Here is an 18,443-nt window from a genome sequence, read left to right as displayed (position 1 = left end):
ACTTATTGTGAAACAGTGATCACTAATACATTTTGTATGAATTAATGGTCTTGCTTGGTACTGCTCTCCCCCCTAATTTCGTGATCAATCTATTAAAAATACCATACGGTAAAATATCTCATCCTCTCTCATCCCCCCTAAATATAGTTAGGGTGGAGGACGTCACCCTTATGTACTTTTAGTAACCTGCTCAACAGCTGAAACAACAGGGGATTCATCCCGTCTCACCTCTACTTTTCGTTATTCATTTCTGCCTTTATGAGTCACGTCATGGTTGAGGATAAAAATAAAGTCATAAAAGAAAACCCTAAATGGAGTTAACAATGAAAAAAGTAAGTGTAATTGCTGCCGCAGTGGCTGCTTCTTTAGCAGCAGGTTCTGCTTTTGCTGTCGATTTTAATGGTTACATGCGTGCTGGTACGGCCATCAGCAATCATGGTACTGGTGATCAAGCGTTTGAAAAAAATGGCGTAGGTCGTCTAGGTAATGAAGATGATAACTATTACGAGTTCGGTTTTGCTAAAGAGTTAGAAACTGGTGAGCAAACTTGGAAAGTTGAATCAATGATTGCCAGCTCGGACGAAGGTAAGAGTGGTTGGGAGAGCAAAGAAATTAACGTTGCTCAGTTTAACGTACAAGCAAAAGGTTTGTTTGCCTCAGATCCTGACGCTGTTCTTTGGGCTGGTAAACGCTACTACCAACGTAAAGATATCCACATTACGGATTTCTACTTCCTAAACACATCAGGTACTGGTGGTGGTATTGAAAATGTTTCTATCGGTGATCAAAAGCTCTCTGTTGCATTGATTCAAGATGGTGCTCATGAGAACTCAACGGGCTATATTTTTGATGCTCGTCTAGCGAATATTGGTGTATGGGATAACGCTTCTTTAGAACTTGCTGTTGCTTATAACTTTGCTACTGATAAAGATAATGTCAGTGAGCAAGCAGACGATGGCGTACTACTCAGTGCGATTTTACATCAAGGTTTAAGCAATGGATTTAACCAAACTATCCTACAATACGGCACTAATGGTTACGGAAATCAAGTAGCGGATTTTGGCTCAGGTGCGTGGTATAACCGTGGTACGTCAGCTAATAATGATGCAAGCGCGTTTCGTTTGATTAACTGGGGTGTAATGAGCCTTGGCGAACAGTGGGAAATGGGCCACCAATTAGCTTATATGAACGGCTCAGATATCAGCGCCGCGAAGTTAAGTACAGACCAATACTCGGCAGTAGTACGTCCGATGTATAAGTGGAATGATACGATGCGCACTGTCTTTGAAGCCGGTTATCACGGTGGTAAGAAAGCTGCAGGTACAGAAACCGAAGACTTTGGTCATGCTAAACTAACTGTTGCTCAAGCTTGGGCAATGGGTGATAGTTTCTGGTCTCGTCCTGAGTTACGCGTTTATGGCAGCTACCTGCATGATACAAAAAATGATGATCGTTTCGGTACAGGTAATGATTCAGAGTTTGTTGTTGGTGTGCAAGTAGAAGCTTGGTGGTAAACTGCTAAAAGTTTCACATTATTAAGTCCATAGATAAATAGCTGACTTAGGTCAGCTATTTTTTTAAAGGTTTATGCGAATCTTTAAAAAAATAAAATAGGGGATCCTTATGTATTTTCGAGCATTATTATTAGGAGGCTGGATTGCTTTAGCAGGGTGTCAGTCTAACCCGCTTATCGAACAGACTTCTGCAGATTCAGCAAGACAACAATTTGAAATGGTTGCTCAATTACAAGCTACCAAAGTGAGGTTGCCTAGCACAACAAAGGTCTCTATCACGCCTAGTACACAATATTTAAAGAATGATCTTATTTCTAGCCCTGTCGCGATGTTTGAAATCCCAGCAGATCGAGGTCAGCTTTCTTTAACTATAACGAGTGAAATTAAAGATTCTGTTTTTTATCCACACGTTATGGTTACAGACAAGCAAGGTCAAGTGATTGAGTCATTTGATAGCGCGAGTTTTGAGTATCGTAAACCTCGGCTTAATAAAGGAAATCGCTTAGTTTCAGAAATAGACTTTTTTCCACCTCAAGGATATAGCACACTCTATTTAATTGTTTACACAAAACCATCTGATCTTCAGGCTAGTACGTATGTTGCACATCCCGGCCGCATTGATGCAGAGGCTCGCGGTAACTATATGCCTGAACTTAAAGATATTCCAATACCTCATCATCTAACGGGAACTATTGAGCTTGATGTTGCCGGTCCAAGTTGGTTGTCGTTCAATCGTTCCCCATCTAAAACGTCAGTCTCAACCAAAGCAGCAACCGTTCAGACAGATACTAAAAATTATTATCACTCAGCTATCCAACAAGCGGTTGCTGCGAATGATATCCCTAAAGCGCTTGGTTTACTCGATGAAGCCAAAGCCTTAGGTATCGATAGCGCACAAGCGGTATTTGTTAAAGCGGTTAATAGCAGAACTAACCAGTGAGTATTTAAGATTACTTTGGGTAATGCTGAGATTGATTTCTAAGCCATGAACATGCCGCATTGAAAAATGCGGCATGTTCTTATTTAATCATCGGATGTGTTATTCTGCCTTGGTTTAATGGTCAATACCAACGTGTCGCTTTCTTCATGTCCTAATCGTTATCGTAAGGAAGAACAAGCAGTTTGATGATTATTAAGGTACCTTATACACCAGCATCATTATTTTTCACGCTATCATTAGTCAAAACACGGATTAAGAACTTTATTACATGAACACCATTGGAATTGCTATTGGCGCTACCGGTCTTTCACTCATCCTGATTTTTATCTGGATGATTTCACTATCAATTCGTAAAAAACGCCTAGAAGCAGAGAAGAAAGCGCGTGAAGAAGCATATCGTAAAACGCTAGAACGAATGCGTGAGCAGGAGAAAAAAGATCGGCTTTTTAAAGCGGAGTCTGGTCATGTACCGACGATGCTGTTCCTTGCTAAAGAAGCGGAACGAAATAACCTCAAAGAAGCGTTGTTTTGGTATGAACGTGCAGCGAATTTCGACAATATTAATGGTATGTATGGCGTAGTGCGGGTCTGTGGGAAAATTCGTGAAGATGTGTTAATTAAAGAAAAAACCAAATTTTGGCAGCAATTTATTCGAGCTGTTGAAGGTGATTTGGCCGCAAAACTTGCTACTGGAGAGGCGTTGATTTATGGCCGAGGAACAGAAGTTAACGTTGCCAAAGGCGTTGAGCTCATTCAAGAGGCGGCAGAAAGCCAACACATTGACGCGATGCTGTTTATGGGGGACTGGTGTGTATCGAAAGATAATTTGTCGCCATCACCACAAGATTCGTTTTATTGGTATTCAAGAGCGGCAGAGCTCAATAGCTTAGAAGCAATGATTAAACTCGGCCTTAATTACCTCGATGGTGTGGGTGTGGTACGAGATCATGCCAAAGGTTGCTATTGGTTAGAACGGGCCGCAGAGAAAGGTCATCCTGAGGCGATGTATCTTGCTGGTAAAGCATGGATAGAGCAGGGAGCGAATGGTAATGAAGTCGCTTATATATGGCTATTTTTGTCGGCGGCTTTTGGTCATAAGCCAGCGATTTCTTTACGTGATCAGGTGGGGACTAAGATTGGCGTCGATTCGGTTGTTGAGTTGCAATTTCTTGCCAAGCCACTGCAAAGGAAAATCGCCACTTATGCCGTCAGTAATCACGGTATTATTCGTGCACTGAATAAATTTTATAAGCGCTCGGTACCTATCCCTAAAAAAGGTGAAGATATTGATCAAGAGGAGCGAGTGGAAGAGCCTAAAAATGAAGGTAGTTCTCAAGTAAATGTATTAACTGATCAAGTTGAAACAGAATCAGCACCAGCATCAGCACCATTGGACTTTTCACACAGCCCAATCGATAAATCGCCGATGGATAAACCGAAAGTCCCTTAATCTCGATAACCTATAAAGAGATGGCTAGCGAGCGAATGCGATAAATTGGTTATTTTTGTTCGATAACGGTTCATTCAGTAAAAACGCCTCTTAATGGAAGAGGCGTTTTTGTTTTGTAGCAAATCTTTCTAATGGGGTTAAGCTTGGTTTTGTTTCGCCTGACAAACGGCAGCAGTAAACACCACATCGGTTGAGCTGTTCAGTGCTGTTTCAGCAGAATCTTGAATCACGCCAATAATAAAGCCAACAGCGACCACCTGCATTGCCACATCATTCGAAATACCAAATAAACTACAAGCAAGTGGTATCAAAAGTAGTGACCCCCCCGCTACACCAGAAGCACCACAGGCTGAAATTGCTGCGACAACACTCAGTAATAATGCGGTGAAAATATCTATTTCAATGCCCATGGTATGAACGGCTGCCAGCGTTAATACGGTAATCGTAATTGCCGCACCACCCATGTTAATGGTGGCACCAAGGGGGATCGAAACAGAATAAGTATCTTCATCAAGCTTTAATTTCTCACACAGTGCCATATTCACAGGAATATTTGCTGCGCTTGAACGGGTGAAAAAGGCGGTTACTCCACTTTCACGTAAACACTGGAAGATTAATGGGTAAGGGTTACTTTTTGTTTTTGCATAAACGATGGCAGGGTTGACAATTAATGCAATAAAGAGCATTGCGCCTAGCAAGACAGCCAGCAGTTGAGCATAGCCGATGAGTGCATCAAACCCGGTTGAGGCAAAGGTGGATGCAACAAGACCAAAAATACCAAATGGAGCTAAGCGGATAATAAAGCGAACAATTTGCGATACACCATGGCTAAGATCTTCAAATACGGATTTCGTGGTTGCAGAAGCATGATGCAGTGCTAAGCCAAGGCCAACCGCCCACGCAAGAATACCAATGTAGTTGGCAGACATCAGCGCGTTGACTGGGTTATCGACTAACTTGTACAAAAGCGTTTGGATGACTTCGCTAATGCCCTGAGGTGGTGTTGCTCCTTCAGCTCCAGCAACCAGTGTCAATGTGGTTGGGAACATAAAGCTTAATAAAACCGCCGTTAATGCAGCCGCAAAGGTACCGAAAAGGTAAAGCACCACAATCGGGCGCATATAAGTGTGTTTGTTTTTCTTTTGGTTAGCAATTGAAGCGGCAACCAAGATAAAAACTAAAATCGGTGCTACGGCTTTAAGTGCGCCGACGAATAGATTACCAATCAAGCTCGCACTTTCTGCTCTTTCTGGTGAAATAATAGCTAGTGCAATACCTAGCACAATCCCAGCTAAAATTTGTAATACCAGATTTCCACGAGCAAAACGGGCAAGGAGAGAGTTGCTTTGCATAATTATCCCTGTGTTTAAATGTAATTATTAGAGTATCGAACCTTGAAACGGAATCCATGGATGTCTCTTATCGGTGTTTAACGATGGATAAGAGGCTTAAACGAACCTATAGGGCTGTCATCATCCGTTTCAAGGCATTGTTAGCTGCAGCGACTTTTGTTCGAAAAATCAATCCGTGCTATTTACTTCAGTGATGATTCAATGAAGGTAGCCAATGATAATCACCCGATATCTGCTGTCTAGGTTTAATTACTCACAATCATGAAAAATATCAATGTAAAATGAAAGTAATTGCATTGGCTTTATGTTGTCGGCTTGTGTCGAATTTGTTTTTGGTGTGTTGCGTAGAGTTTGGATTTTCGAGCGTACTTCAATCACTTTTTTCTTGCTGAGCAATTTTTTCGAGTCCTAGGACTACGATCACCGCACTTAACATGCATAGTATGGCGATGCCTAATTGTGCTGGTTGAGTGGTGAGTTGCTCGTAATCCCAAGGCAATAGGTTGTGCTGTAATACCGGAACTTCTTGGCCACTGGAATTGGTTCGCCACGTCACCGTTTCTTTCCACGGCCAAATTTTAGGTAGTGTCCCCATCATCAAACCCGTTAAAAAAGTCAGAGTGACATCTCGATAACGTTTGAGTAGCCATGATAAAAGATGGGAAAAGCTGGTGATGCCTAGGATACAGCCAAACATAAATAAACTCAGCATATCAATTTGTAACGTCTTGACGGCATTGAGGATCGGGGTATACATGCCGAGTAATAGAAGAATAAAGCTGCCTGAAATGCCAGGTAAAATCATTGCACAAATCGCAATGCTGCCTGCTAGCACGACATTGAATGTTGTCACATCGAGTTGAATAGGATTAATCATGGTGATGGTATAAGCGAAGACACCACCGACGACCAAAGCCAGTAAACGAGAAACCTGTCGTTTTTCTATTTGCTGCAGCATATGCCACACCGAGACCATAATTAATCCGAAAAAAAACGACCATGTTGGAATAGGATGGCTGCTTAAGAGCCAAGAAATGAATTTCGCTAAGGTAAGTATGCTGGTGAAAATGCCACTGAATAAAACCAATAAAAATCCGCCATTGATATGCCGAAAAGTCGCGATAAAGCCATGTTGTCGCCAATGTTGAATCAAGTGAGGGTTAATGCGTCGAATACTTTCTAGTAACGTATCATAAATACCAGTGATAAAAGCGATGGTGCCACCAGAAACACCAGGAACAACATCCGCTGCTCCCATAGCGATCCCTTTTAAAAATGTGCTGAGATAATTCATTATACTGACCTGAAGGTGGTGGAGATTGAGCGGCAGAGAAGTATAGTTAAATTCGTTTGCCCATCCTACTATTGTTATTGTTAACGGCGATGTATCACGGACCTGTAATGCTTTCATCGCTATCGTGTTTGAGTGTGATCTAAACCTTGTTTTTCTGAGTTTAATGATGCTTTTTTGCAATTAACCGAATGAAAATATTAGTAAATATAACGCCAGTCACTGATTGCAACTTTAAATATAATTAAACCTAGTGCATAATTTGTTGCGGCCCTTCTTAAGCCGAGGGCCGTTTTAATCAACTGACGTTGTTAGTGAACGACAATTTGTTCACCCAATACAAGCCAGTCGCTGTATTGCGACTGGCTATTTTTTGTCCTTAGTAACGACATGCTTTATTGAGCTTTATTGAGCTTTATTGAGGTAATGTCGTCAGCATCAGTTTGGTGCCATTGAATTTCAACTGTCCGAGCAGTGTTTTCGCACTTTCTCTTCCTGACTCGTCAAATTTCAAGCCATACCGAACGTGGTGAATCGAGTGCTGTAGATTACAAATTCGTCCAGTTAGAGGTGAAAAACCTTGACTATGTTGCCGCTCAGTCGAGATATCAATACTGACATGATCGCCAACTTGCCAATGGCGGCGTGATGAAACGGCAACCATTTTTCGATAAGTCTCTCACTTCACATTCAGAACGTTGGTTTTCACAAATCACACGAGCTGCTAATTTAACCTCATAACGGGGTTCTTGGCGTAATTGTGTTACCTGCATGGTATTGGGGATAGAAAGCACCAAGAGGGCTAAAGGATCTTGAATCGTATGCAGCAGTTGGCTACGGAAATGAATTTTTGCACCTTCACCGCGTGATGAAATGGCGCGAATATGGATCCAAAAACCTTGCTGGAAGTAGTAATTCAAGTCATCGGTTGAGATCTTAGGCGTTTCAATCAGTAAATAAGTGTCTGAATGAGTACCAATGAACGCTGTTTTGCAAAGAAATTTTGTTCCTACCGGTGTGGTAATACTCAACGTTAACTCACTGCCATGTTCGACCATCGCTAAAGCATCAATGCTGTTGACCGTGGTGACGATATCGGCCGCTGATTGTGGTTTCGGGTGAGCCAGTTTTTCATGATTGATTAATGACGTTGTATGCATAAATGCTCCGCGTTCAGACTTTTTGGGTGCAATCGTTGCTTTGTCGATTTTTTATGGGGTCTGAATTCGCTTTTTGTGAAATTTATAAAAATGTTCAAGGCCCGATCCTAGGTGGATTCGGGGTCTTTTCCAAGCAGTTTAAGCAAAAATTAAGCGTTTTAGATCAAGTTTGTTGTGTTTAGCTATTCACTACAAACTTGATTGCGGCCATTGGCTTTCGCTCTATAAAGCGCTTTGTCGGCGCGGTAGAAAGTGCGTTGAGTATTTTCACCCTCGCGGTGGAGGGTGACGCCAATACTAACGGTAAGCCCTCGTTCGCCTAATATGGTTTGCCAATCATAATGGACGATGCGTTCACGAAAGGTATCGGCGTGCATAATGGCTTGGTCTAATGAGCAGCCCTCGAGTATGACTAAAAACTCTTCCCCACCAAAGCGTACACAGGAGGCGCCACGAAACTTAAAATAGTCGGCAAGCGTTTCAGAGACATGAGTGATCGCTTTATCGCCGACTAAATGGCTTAATTCATCATTAATCGATTTAAAGTGATCAATATCTACCACTAAAAAAGCAAAAGACGTCTCGTGGAGCAGTAAATCTTTCAGTTTTATTTCTAACCAACGGCGATTATGTAATTGGGTTAATGGATCGGTGAAGACGTCTTGCTGTAATTGGGCGACGGTGTTTTTTTGGTGCTCAGTCGTCTCTTTTAGTTCGCGGTTTTCTTGTTCAGAGAGAATCAGTTTTAACTGTGGTTCGAAGCGAGCCAAGCGGCGCAATTGAGCTGCTCCTAGCTCGCCAATCGGAATACGTTTTACTAAATCAGATTCTAAACGAAAGCCTTTTTTCTCATAATATAAAGCGCGTTGATAGTCGCCTTGCCGTTCACATACTTCACTGAATGCCGCATAGAGGCTCTGTTCTAAAATCGGTACGTTAAGTTTCTTAAGACGTTTTTCCGTCGTCGTTAATAGCAGTGCGGCCATGTGGGCTTTATCTAATTCTAACAAACAATAGGCCTGTTCAATGCGTATCATGTTAGATAGCCACATCGAATGGACGTTACCACTCACGTATTGGACATGGGATAGTCGAGTGACTGCTTTTTCCAGTTGACCATGTTGGCGATATAACTTCGCTTGATACAGCGCGATTTGCCCCATCAAGGTTTTATCACTGACTAAGATACTAAGCTCTTCACACTCTTTGAGCAGATCATGGGCAGCAGAAAAGCGTTGCAGGTGCAAATAGCAAGACAGCATATGTAATTTATAGCGTAAGCGTAATGATCGGCTGCTGAGAGCGTGGTCCAGTGCATCAATTTTTTGGTAGTAACGCAGTGCACGGTTATGGTCGCCATAGGCTTCACATAAGCTCCCCATCCCCAGTACAGATTGTGCAAAATCATCAATATAGCCATGAGTAACGGCAAGGTGCGAGATCGTCACGTATTCGTTGAGTGCCGCATGATAGTGGCTAAGTTCGATTAAGCGCTCGCTGAGACTCTGTTTAATATTCAAAATGAGCTCGATGTTTTTGCTTGCGCTAAGTAGATCCAGCGCTGCGTTTAATTCCTCTGAGCTGGCTGCTAATTGGTGAAGCTCTGCACGATACTCGGCACTTAATGTAAGACACAAGGCTTTTTCTTCAGGGGAATTGGCGAGATGTTGATAAACATGACGCCAAAAGATGATCGCTTCTTCTCCATTCACGGCGGTGACATCTAACCCTGCATCCTGAATTTTATTGAGCAGTGTTTCCATTGATCTCTTCCTGTGCTTGAAGTTGTTCTAATTGTTCCAAAGTAAACGGAAAACTCAAAATATCATGCCAAGTTAAGCGCGGTTTTGGCCCGTTTAATCCTTTACGTTGCCATGGATAGACATCCAATATTTGCTCTAGCGTATGATAAAACTGCTGGGCTTGAGGACCGGTTTCTGCCAACAATAACGCTAATCGTGTTGGGCTTAAACGGGATAATAAATCCGGCGCGACACATAAGGTATGGATGATTTCCGTGCAGGTATCTAAATAGGAGGGATCGTCATGACGAATGATCAACACGCAATGTTTACTTTGCTTTAATTCCGCTTTGTAAAGCATCAGTTGCTCCCACCAGTAGTTTTCGGACACCACATTAGATAAATGTTTCCGTGGGTCATATTCATACTGGGAGCGGATACGGTGAGTGAGTTTTCTCGCCCGCTGCTCTAATTGCCGTTTTGAGAGACGCGCCTTATCTAACACTAGGTGCGCGGTGTGTTCACGTTGCATGGTAAGAGAAAGCTGTCGATATTTTTGAAAAGCGGCCAAGGCTTGCGGGTAATTACCACACTCTTCCGCGACTAACGATTGTTGATAGCAAATTTGCGAGAGCAGCTCTCGATCATCGAATTTTTCTGCAGATTGTTCGGCCAAAGCGAGTAACTGACCGGCTTTATCGATGTCTTTACGCAATAATTCTAATCGTGCGCGGCTAATATAAGCATGAGCTTTCATCCAGGGCAGGTTATGTCGCTCAGCTAAATCATGCGCGCGTTGTGTGGCTTGTTCGGCATCTTTTAAGCGTTCTAGCCCTAATAATGCGAGGCTACGAAAATCCCATATTTCTGCTTGCCAAGTTTGATCAGCATGAGTTTGTAAGGCTTCTTCTGCGCCATCGAGTACGGAAAGCATATCTAAATAGTGATTCAGTAGATAAAGGTCCCAAGCCCATAAAATTCGAGCTTTGCCTTCTAACCAAGCGATTCGACAATTATTGGCGACTTTAACGGCTAATTCATGGGTGGAGCAAGCCAGTTGATAGTCATGGGTCATGCGCCAAATATTACCCAGTCCGATAAGGCTTTCGATTAGGATTTCGGTATCATCGACAAGGGAAGCTTGTTCCAGCGCGTTAATCCAATATTGTTGTGCGGTGTAATATTTTGCTTGTCCCCAAAAGTGCAGAGCATGAACATGGAAGATCTCAGCAAGATAGTCATCATTATCTTGGCTGTGTTGGTGGAGATACGCTTGCTTAATGATTTTCAAACCAAGGCGATAATCACCATTGACCCAAGCGCAACGTGAGAGAATGATCTGTAATTGTAAGATACCTTGAGAATAATCCAACTGCTCGGCTCGAGATAAACATTGCTGAGCAATAGCGATGACCTGATGTGGCTCAGAATCAATGCGCGATTTTAACGGCTTAATTTCCTGCTCGAGGAGGCGCTGATGCTTATCCAAATGATCGTCCTTATCAGTACCATACTTATTATTAACCTTAGGCCATTTTCCCTAACCAAGGAGGGTTGAGCCTCTTTATGTATGATCTTTAGGCTTAAGCTTATCTTTATCGACACGTAATGTACTGTGAATTACTTGATGGCACCGTATTTATTGATCTCAGTTCACATTTCTTGATTCACTCTCAGGATCAGTAAGACGCTCTCTCTTCTTCGTTTAATACGAATGCTCGCTGAATCGAACCGTGATGATTGAGTTCGATAAACGTAATGTTGTGCTGAACCTTGTCCCAAATGGTGAAAACGAGGACAACATTTAAATGTCGCGCAAGGCAGCGTTACGATAAGAGCTCTTTCAATGTTAAAGGATGCTGAGTTACACCTAAGTTTTGTGCGGCGGTAAAGCCATATTTATCTTGATAACAGAGGTTATGCCAAGCTCGGAAAATATCCAATAACGGCAAGATGCCACCGGGACGTAATTTACGACGCGGCTCATTAATTAGCGATTCAAACAGTAATTGGAAACGCTGTTGGTAGAAAGCTATTTGACGGGTGGAAGCGATCGATAGCCAATGCTCGGGATCGGGCTGATTACCCGCTAAATAACAGATCCCTTTCGCGCTATTCTGGTGATGAATAATCGCCCATCGATCTCGCCACCAGCCCATAAGGACGATATCAATTTTGTTGAATGGATGATGATTTGACCAATTTTCATCTTCTTCAACGTACATCAGATGTACCGTGTTATTTTGAATGCGAGGTAAGCAGACACTCATTGAGGCAGAGCGTAGTAAAGGATCTTGGGGCATAAAAATTGTCACAGGTTTATCACTGTGGCACAGATCGAGCACATGCAGATAATGAGCATACGCGGTATAGGGCGGGCGAATCAATGCTCCTTTTGATGGATAATCAAAACGCGTTAAATTCCCCATTGGGTCTTCAACATTGCCTCGCGCTAAAATCGTTTGATATTTTTGATCAATCCGTTCCCGTAAAATAGATGAAGAAACTGACAGTGGCAGGTTTGATTCTGAAGAGTAATCTTTACTGACAAAACGGGCAGGTAGATGATAAGGATCGTGATCGTTCGTTCCTTGCGCCTGTTCATGGATTGAATAGTTGACATGCTGACACAAAATATAACCGGTTTTGGCATCACCCGTTGCCATCCACAGCGCGCCATTATTGCTGCGAGGTTGTAGCGGCAAATAATAAGAGGCTAACTGATACGTCTTGGCGTGATTGACCCATCGAGCGTCAATCATGGCTAATTTACGTCGACATCGGCTGGCAATGTGTTCGACGTGATCATAAAAGGTTTTAGGATTGATGTGTAACTTGCGGCAAATATCGCGTACAGAATATCCGGTGAACAGTAAGCCGAGTAAGCTCTCTTGTAATGAAAGCTTATTATTAGATCCTGACCATTTGTCGACAAAAGTCGAGTGACACTGTTTACAGCGGTAACGCTGTCTGTCACCACTGTAACCAAAAGCGTGATAAAGGTGCTTATGGGTATGCACCGATAAGCCAAAGTTTTGGCAACTATCCCGTCGGCATGCTGGTAAACCGTCACTGTGCTGTTGCCGCAAACGATGCAGCTCATTGAGCACATCGCGATTGTTAAGTAAGGGGGGGAAAGCTCCACACTCACGACAAACCATCGTTGGTCGCTTTGGATTTGCATGTTGCAAAACATAATGTTTTGCGTCGCTCAAGCCAAAGTTATCACACGCCAATGTTTTACAAAAGTTGAGTTGCAAACCTTCAGCGGCCGCCGGTAATTGGTCGTTAGACACGATCTCCCCCTCGGGGTAAAATTTAAAGGTTGATTGCGGTATCGAGTGCAATGGTCATCATCTCATGGAACGATTTTTGACGTTCTTCAGAGCTGAGTTTTTCACCACGTAAAATATGATCAGAGACGGTGAGAATAGCGAGTGCGCGAGCGCCATGCTCAGCCGCAACACCATAAATACCAGCGACTTCCATATCGACACCTAAGATGCCTAGTTTTTTCATCTTTTCAAAAATTTCTGGCTCTGGAGTATAGAAGAGATCGGCAGAGAAAATATTACCGACTTTAACTGGAATTTGATGAGCGCGCGCTTGGTTAACCGCGGTTTCTAGTAATTCATAATCGGCCACAGCAGCAAAATCGTGTCCGCCAAAACGGATGCGGTTTACTTTTGAATCGGTTGATGCGCCCATCGCGATCACCACATCCATTAAGTTAACATCATCACGAACAGCACCACAGCTACCGATACGAATGATATTTTTTACGCCATATTCGGCCAGCAGTTCGTGCACATAAATGCTCGCAGATGGAATACCCATACCGTGGCCCATGACCGACAATTTGGTACCTTTGTAAAAACCAGTGTAACCGAACATGTTACGGACATCACAAACTTGGGTCACATCATCTAAATAGGTTTCGGCGATGAATTTTGCGCGAAGGGGATCGCCAGGCATCAAAATCGTTTCTGCAAATGCGCCTGCTTGTGCGTTGATATGTGGGGTCGCCATCATTTTTCTCCAAGAGTTAATCAGTCACAATAGTTAATTACGATTATTGTTGACTGATGAATGTTCAGTTGCAGCAATACTATCTTGTCCTACCAGTACTCCATGAGAACTAAGTCACAAAAATACGTAGATAACCATTTTATTGCCTTATTGATAACTAAATATGTTTAATGTGATGGCGCAATCGATTTGTTAATCGTTTGAATCACAAAACACTCGTTTCCTCGCTGTCATTTTAGGTTTTTAGCGGCTTGATCGAATAGGGAAACTGACGACGCCCCGTTTTCATGTACAAAAAAATAATTTGTATAACTTTGCGGAGCTGTGCTATACCTTATACAAATAAAATAATTGTACAACCATGAGTGATGTTACCCAACATTATCGTCATTAGGAGAAAAGAAGATGGAATCGATCCCTGTTCGCGTTGGCATTAGTGCTTGTGTTCTTGGTGAGCCGGTTCGCTTTGACTCAGGCCATAAGGTAAGCAATTTTGTCACCAAGGAGTTAGCCAACTTCTTCGAATTTGTTTCCGTTTGTCCCGAAGTGGGTATGGGGCTACCAGTGCCACGGCCAACCATACGTTTAATGTCGAATAATGAACGTATCGCTTTGGTTGAGACAAAAGATGCCAGCCGTGATCATACGGCGGCCTTACTCAATTATTCTGAGCAGAAAATAGAGCAGCTGCAATCTGAGCATTTATCCGGTTATATCGTGTGTGCTAAATCGCCGACTTGTGGCATGGAAAGAGTCAAAGTCTACAGTGAGCGAGGTGGCGCAGAAAAAAATGGCGTCGGATTGTACACACAACAATTAATGCAACGTATGCCTTGGTTACCCGTAGAGGAGGATGGTCGATTAAATGATCCTGTGCTGCGAGAAAACTTTATCACCCGCGTTTTTTGCTTAAATGATTTCTACCAATCGCTTGGCTCGCAGCCAACGGCCGGTAAAGTGGTAGAGTTTCATTCTCGCTACAAACTTGCCTTGATGGCTCATCATCCGATGTCTTATAAAGCCTTAGGACGATTAGTTGCGGAAGTAACCAAATATCCGACCGAAACTTTTATTGAGCAATATCGTTTAGGCTTAATGCAAGCGCTTACTCACCGTATTAGCCGCAAAAATAATACTAATGTGCTGATGCACATCCAAGGGTATTTTAAACGATCCTTGACTGCGCAGCAGAAAGCCGAGTTAGCGCGAGTGATTGACGAATATCGTCAAGGGCTATTGCCTCTACTCGCCCCTTTAACATTAATTAAGCACTATCTCTCCATGTATCCGGATGAATACCTTAGCCAGCAGCGTTATTTAGACCCACACCCACAAGCATTGAGATTACGCTATGGACTATAAAGAGAAACATTATGCGATTCGAGAAGTCGCCGAGTTAACTGGCGTAAAGCCAGTGACGTTACGCGCTTGGCAGCGACGCTATAGCTTGTTGCAACCTTTACGCACAGAGAAAGGGCACCGGCTGTATACCGAACAGGATATTCAAACTATCCAAACCATTCAGAGCTGGTTACTAAAAGGGGTCTCGATTGGCAAAGTCAGTCAGTTATTACACAGTAATCAGCTACCGGAAAGTGAGCTACTTGAAGCAGAGGGAGAGTTAGAAGCGTGTTCGGCGTTACTGGACGCCTTGGCTAAACTGAAACGAGCCAAAGCTGCGAATGTGATTGCGACAGTAATGAAAGAATACCCTTTAGATATTGTTGAGGCGCAGTTTGTGTTGCCGGTGATTGAAGCTCTGGAAAAGGTCAAAGGTCCGTTGCGCTCGTTGCAAAAAGGGCTATTTACTAGCCTGATGCTCAGTAAATTATCGAGTATTCTTGAATCGGAAAATAAAGCGGCGCATCGTGGCCCTTGTCTGTGTATTAGTTTTGATGGACATGGCAGCATTCTCGCTTGGCTTTGGGCGGTGACATGGGCCGAAAAAGGCTATCAAGTCACCTTTATTGAAGGCGTTGATGATATCAGTGGCTTACTCCAGCACGAGAGTTTGCACGACTGGCAACGGGTGAGTGTGTTTTCACATCGAAGTTTGGCTGAAACGCAGCGCTCTGCGTTGGCTCAGCTAAAAGTTCAATTGCAGGATCACTTAGTTTTATCCAGTGTACTGGACATTTTAACTCATCAGGAGAATGAGTCATGAAACTGGTCTGGTTACGCCGAGATTTACGCTCGGTGGATAACACGGCACTACAGCAGGCGATTGCTAGTGGTGAATCGGTCTCGGCACTTTTCGTTGCTACCCCTCATCAGTGGCAACGTCATGACTTGGCTCCGATCCAAGCCGATTTTATTTATCGTCGTTTGTTTACTTTGCAGCAAGAATTAGCAGCGTTAAATATTCCTTTATTTTACAAACAGGTTGATGATTATCAGCAAGCAAGCCAAGTGGTCAGTGAGTTTGCCCAAAGCTTGTCGGTCAATCAAGTGTTGGTCAATCGCGACTATGAATGGAATGAACAGCAGCGGGATAGCCAAACTGAACAGGCACTAAGTACGCTCGGGATTGATTGGTTAGCGTTTGATGATAAGTGCCTGCTTACGCCTGGGCAGGTATTAAATAAACAAGGGGAGTATTTTAAAGTCTTTACTCCTTTCAAACGGGCCTGGTTGAGTCGGTTTACACCGCCAGTCATCGCTTCAACTTCAGCTGCCGCAGTCAATCCGTTGTTAGGTTCTGAACACAACGCGTTGTGGAATGAGAGGCAAGACTTTGCTTATCCACGAGTATCAAGTGATCAATGGCCTGTAGATTTTGAAACTGTACGCCGTCAATTACGTCAGTTTTGCCAGCAATCGATCGATGATTATCATCAGCAACGTGATTTTCCGGCGCAGGAAGGTACGAGTCGGCTTTCTCCTTATTTAGCGATTGGCATGCTCTCGGTTCGGCAATGTATGGCGCGAATGTATGCGCAAGCACAATCTGCCTTATTATCGTCTGGTGCAGAAACATGGTTGAGCGAGTTGATTTGGCGCGAGTTTTATCAGCATCTATTGGTGTTTGAAAGTAAATTATCGAAAGGCAAAGCTTTTCATTCATGGGGTGACCGACTGCAATGGTCGGATAATAAGCAAGCTTTTGCTCGTTGGTGTGAAGGTAACACTGGCTATCCGATTGTTGATGCGGCTATGCGGCAATTAAATCAAACCGGTTGGATGCATAACCGATTAAGAATGATCGTGGCGAGTTTTTTGACCAAAGATCTGCATATCGATTGGCATTGGGGAGAGCGCTACTTTATGCAGCAATTAATCGATGGTGATTACGCTGCGAATAATGGTGGTTGGCAATGGTGCGCTTCAACGGGGTGCGATGGTCAGCCCTATTTTCGAATCTTTAACCCGATCACGCAAGGTGAGCGGTTTGACCCCAGTGGACAATTTATTCGTCAATGGGTGCCTGAACTGGCCTGTGTGCCTGCTGCCTATATTCATACGCCTTGGAAATGGCCGGGTGTTAAGTCTCTGTTATATCCTTCACCGATGGTTGATCATAAAGTAGAAAGAGAAGTAACCTTACGTCTCTATAAAGAAGCAAAGGATAATCATATTGATGTGGCGTAACGGGTTTCTTATTGGCTTACTCTGGTTAAGTGGGCTCGCCTCTTTGCAGGCGGCAGTGTATGACTTGCCTAAAGAAGGCAGCCGCTTAGTCGGCCGCATGCACTATCATGAGGTGCAAGAGGGACAAACGTTAGCGCAGATAGCAGGTCAATATGATGTCGGTTTTCTGGCTTTAATGGCAGCCAATAAAGGCGTTGATCCGTTTCTACCGCAAGCGGGTTTAGTGTTGACGATTCCTTCACAAGTCATTTTACCTGAGGTTGAGTATCAAGGCATTGTGGTCAATCTTGCTGAGCTGCGCTTGTACTATTTTCCGCCGAATACTCAGCAGGTGCATATTTTCCCAGTTGGAATTGGTCGAATTGGTCGTGATACGCCAGAAATGACCACACAAATCAGCCAAATGCGCCGTAATCCAACTTGGACACCGCCTCAGTCAGTACGTAATGAGTATTTGCAGCGTGGCATAGAGTTACCCGCGGTAGTTCCCGCTGGTCCAGATAATCCGATGGGTAACTATGCGATGCGCTTAGCTTATGGCTCAGGAGAGTATCTTATTCATGGCACCAATAAAGATTTTGGGATTGGTATGCGTGTGAGTGCTGGCTGTATTCGTATGGATCCGAAAGACATTGAGTGGCTCTTTCATCAAGTGGATCGCGGAGTCAAAGTGCGGATCATCGATGAGCCGATAAAAGTCACCTTAGAGCCAGATCGCAGTGTATACCTTGAAGTTCATGAGCCTTTAACTCGCAGTGATGGGAGTAAAAAATCTCTTGATTTACCCATTGAATTAACCTGGTGGTTGAGCGCATCCAATCATTCGGATTCGCGAGCTCGAGCGGCGATTGCTGCGCAAAATGGCTTCCCAATACAGGTGGTGGCGCCATCGTTCAATGACGATTGGTGAGAATCATTTACCTTTGTGATTATCCTAATTCATATTTTTGTCACATATTTGTAATAATGTGCCTTCCGCCAACGGGATAGGATTACCTAAAATCGTGATTCCTGTGCTATAGTCCGGCCCGGTTATAGCCATGCAGCCTGTTGCGAACTTGAGTTTTTCCTTGGTTTCGACTCACAACCTATCCATGAGTCAGAGTATTCCACTACGATAGGAACAAGTAAATTGCAGGCTAGGGCGTGTTGATTTTTAGCTGAAAACGCATAGCTAAAGGTGAATGCGCTCTAGGGACATCTTCTCTTGTTCTATCCCAAATGATTTGGCGATAGAGGTTATAGCCACAACGCTATCCGATAGCATCGGTCATTTCTGTTGCTCTAAAGGAACCTATTAGTCCAGAAAGACCCGCTTTCGCGCACGCTCAACAGCAAAAAGGAGCGCCGCCACCGACTTGTGGTGTGCTCCTTTTT

At 43.5% G+C, this 18,443-nt stretch carries 13 protein-coding genes and 1 pseudogene; 7 read left to right on the top strand and 7 right to left on the bottom strand.

Going from position 1 to position 18,443, the window contains the following annotated elements; genetic code table 11:
- Positions 1-323: 323 nt before the first annotated feature.
- From lamB to AACS00_RS11420, 3 genes are all read left to right on the top strand, one after another.
- The gene (gene lamB / locus AACS00_RS11430; RefSeq protein WP_181397559.1) at positions 324-1,514 is read left to right on the top strand and encodes a maltoporin LamB; all 1,191 of its coding nucleotides are present in this window, start codon (positions 324-326) and stop codon (positions 1,512-1,514) included.
- 109 nt (positions 1,515-1,623) lie between these two features.
- The gene (locus tag AACS00_RS11425; protein ID WP_110167467.1) at positions 1,624-2,454 is read left to right on the top strand and encodes a MalM family protein; all 831 of its coding nucleotides are present in this window, start codon (positions 1,624-1,626) and stop codon (positions 2,452-2,454) included.
- Between the two features lie 268 nt (positions 2,455-2,722).
- On the top strand, positions 2,723-3,904 hold the full coding sequence (locus tag AACS00_RS11420; RefSeq protein ID WP_110167466.1) for a tetratricopeptide repeat protein: 1,182 nt from the start codon (positions 2,723-2,725) through the stop codon (positions 3,902-3,904).
- 137 nt (positions 3,905-4,041) lie between these two features.
- Here the strand turns inward: AACS00_RS11420 and sstT are convergent, their stop codons facing one another.
- The 7 genes and pseudogenes from sstT to deoD form a co-directional block, all read right to left on the bottom strand.
- Positions 4,042-5,256 (bottom strand): serine/threonine transporter SstT, encoded by a 1,215-nt coding sequence (gene sstT, locus AACS00_RS11415; protein WP_072670805.1) that lies wholly within the window; start codon positions 5,254-5,256, stop codon positions 4,042-4,044.
- A 370-nt stretch (positions 5,257-5,626) separates the two neighbouring features.
- Positions 5,627-6,550, bottom strand: coding sequence for a DUF368 domain-containing protein (locus AACS00_RS11410; RefSeq protein WP_072670804.1), 924 nt, complete (start codon positions 6,548-6,550; stop codon positions 5,627-5,629).
- A 412-nt stretch (positions 6,551-6,962) separates the two neighbouring features.
- Positions 6,963-7,605, bottom strand: a pseudogene (locus AACS00_RS11405) (flagellar brake protein).
- A gap of 284 nt (positions 7,606-7,889) precedes the next feature.
- On the bottom strand, positions 7,890-9,470 hold the full coding sequence (locus tag AACS00_RS11400) for a GGDEF domain-containing protein (protein WP_110167464.1): 1,581 nt from the start codon (positions 9,468-9,470) through the stop codon (positions 7,890-7,892).
- Positions 9,451-10,938, bottom strand: coding sequence for a hypothetical protein (locus AACS00_RS11395; protein ID WP_110167463.1), 1,488 nt, complete (start codon positions 10,936-10,938; stop codon positions 9,451-9,453). Before AACS00_RS11395 ends, AACS00_RS11400 begins: the two co-directional genes overlap by 20 nt.
- Positions 10,939-11,275: 337 nt before the next feature.
- Entirely contained in the window at positions 11,276-12,745 is a 1,470-nt protein-coding gene (locus AACS00_RS11390) for a lactate dehydrogenase (RefSeq protein ID WP_072670800.1), read from the bottom strand.
- Between the two features lie 22 nt (positions 12,746-12,767).
- A complete protein-coding gene (gene deoD, locus AACS00_RS11385; protein WP_072670799.1) occupies positions 12,768-13,478 on the bottom strand; it encodes a purine-nucleoside phosphorylase in 711 nt (236 codons plus the stop codon).
- A gap of 405 nt (positions 13,479-13,883) precedes the next feature.
- Between deoD and AACS00_RS11380 the strand changes: the two genes are divergently transcribed.
- The 4 genes from AACS00_RS11380 to AACS00_RS11365 are packed head-to-tail and all read left to right on the top strand — an operon-like array spanning position 13,884 to position 17,976.
- A complete protein-coding gene (locus tag AACS00_RS11380) occupies positions 13,884-14,840 on the top strand; it encodes a YbgA family protein (protein WP_072670798.1) in 957 nt (318 codons plus the stop codon).
- A complete protein-coding gene (locus tag AACS00_RS11375) occupies positions 14,830-15,642 on the top strand; it encodes a MerR family transcriptional regulator (protein ID WP_072670797.1) in 813 nt (270 codons plus the stop codon). Before AACS00_RS11380 ends, AACS00_RS11375 begins: the two co-directional genes overlap by 11 nt.
- Positions 15,639-17,066, top strand: a complete 1,428-nt coding sequence (gene phrB, locus AACS00_RS11370) for a deoxyribodipyrimidine photo-lyase (protein WP_072670796.1) — start codon at positions 15,639-15,641, stop codon at positions 17,064-17,066. Before AACS00_RS11375 ends, phrB begins: the two co-directional genes overlap by 4 nt.
- Positions 17,056-17,976, top strand: a complete 921-nt coding sequence (locus tag AACS00_RS11365) for a L,D-transpeptidase family protein (protein WP_072670795.1) — start codon at positions 17,056-17,058, stop codon at positions 17,974-17,976. Before phrB ends, AACS00_RS11365 begins: the two co-directional genes overlap by 11 nt.
- Positions 17,977-18,443 lie beyond the last annotated feature (467 nt).

Origin of the sequence: Vibrio sp. 11986-1-5 (assembly GCF_963878025.1) — a bacterium.
In the GTDB taxonomy this organism is placed as follows: Bacteria; Pseudomonadota; Gammaproteobacteria; order Enterobacterales; family Vibrionaceae; genus Vibrio; species Vibrio injensis.
The sequence above is the reverse complement of the archived record's forward strand: the minus strand, read 5'-3'. Positions and strand labels throughout refer to the sequence as shown.

What these genes read in the sequence shown, in the direction of transcription:
- sstT (WP_072670805.1), bottom strand. Translation starts at nt 5,256, where the DNA reads ATGCAAAGCAACTCTCTCCTTGCCCGTTTTGCTCGTGGAAATCTGGTA.
- AACS00_RS11420 (WP_110167466.1), top strand. Translation starts at nt 2,723, where the DNA reads ATGAACACCATTGGAATTGCTATTGGCGCTACCGGTCTTTCACTCATC.
- phrB (WP_072670796.1), top strand. Translation starts at nt 15,639, where the DNA reads ATGAAACTGGTCTGGTTACGCCGAGATTTACGCTCGGTGGATAACACG.
- AACS00_RS11380 (WP_072670798.1), top strand. Translation starts at nt 13,884, where the DNA reads ATGGAATCGATCCCTGTTCGCGTTGGCATTAGTGCTTGTGTTCTTGGT.
- deoD (WP_072670799.1), bottom strand. Translation starts at nt 13,478, where the DNA reads ATGGCGACCCCACATATCAACGCACAAGCAGGCGCATTTGCAGAAACG.
- AACS00_RS11375 (WP_072670797.1), top strand. Translation starts at nt 14,830, where the DNA reads ATGGACTATAAAGAGAAACATTATGCGATTCGAGAAGTCGCCGAGTTA.
- lamB (WP_181397559.1), top strand. Translation starts at nt 324, where the DNA reads ATGAAAAAAGTAAGTGTAATTGCTGCCGCAGTGGCTGCTTCTTTAGCA.
- AACS00_RS11365 (WP_072670795.1), top strand. Translation starts at nt 17,056, where the DNA reads ATGTGGCGTAACGGGTTTCTTATTGGCTTACTCTGGTTAAGTGGGCTC.
- AACS00_RS11400 (WP_110167464.1), bottom strand. Translation starts at nt 9,470, where the DNA reads ATGGAAACACTGCTCAATAAAATTCAGGATGCAGGGTTAGATGTCACC.
- AACS00_RS11410 (WP_072670804.1), bottom strand. Translation starts at nt 6,550, where the DNA reads ATGAATTATCTCAGCACATTTTTAAAAGGGATCGCTATGGGAGCAGCG.
- AACS00_RS11425 (WP_110167467.1), top strand. Translation starts at nt 1,624, where the DNA reads ATGTATTTTCGAGCATTATTATTAGGAGGCTGGATTGCTTTAGCAGGG.